At 50.7% G+C, this 529-nt stretch carries 1 rRNA gene (cut by a window edge); it reads right to left on the minus strand.

Features of this window, described 5'->3' with window-relative positions:
• Nucleotides 1-529, minus strand: a 23S ribosomal RNA gene (locus tag HQK88_17130); its annotated part runs 1,501 nt beyond the window's last position; the annotation flags it as partial.

Genomic DNA, 529 nt, shown 5'->3' on the forward strand with positions numbered 1-529 from the left:
GGAATTTCGCTACCTTAGGACCGTTATAGTTACGGCCGCCGTTTACTGGGGCTTCGGTTCAAAGCTTCGCCTTGCGGCTAACCTTTTCCCTTAACCTTCCAGCACCGGGCAGGTGTCACACCCTATACGTCGTCTTGCGACTTTGCAGAGTGATGTGTTTTTACTAAACAGTCACCCAAGCCTCTTTACTGTGACCTTCATGGCTGCGCCCGCGAGGGGCCTGACCAATCCGGCACTCCTTCTTCCGAAGTTACGGAGCCACTTTGCCTAGTTCCTTAGGGACGGATATCTCGAGCACCTTACCATATTCTGGTTATCTACCTGTGTCGGATTACGGTACGATTGACCATGATACTCACTTAATGGTTTTTCTCGGCAGCCTGGTATCACTGACTTCGCTTTGATATAATCGCAGCTCCCCATCACCCCTCAGCATGCATTGCTGCACACCTACCGGTTTGGACGGACTATTCCAACAGTCCGATCAGTTAACCTTCCGCGTCACATTAAGCTATAACGTTCATAGCCA

The sequence above is a fragment of the Nitrospirota bacterium genome, from assembly GCA_015233895.1.
Taxonomy (GTDB): Bacteria; Nitrospirota; Thermodesulfovibrionia; order Thermodesulfovibrionales; family Magnetobacteriaceae; genus Magnetomonas.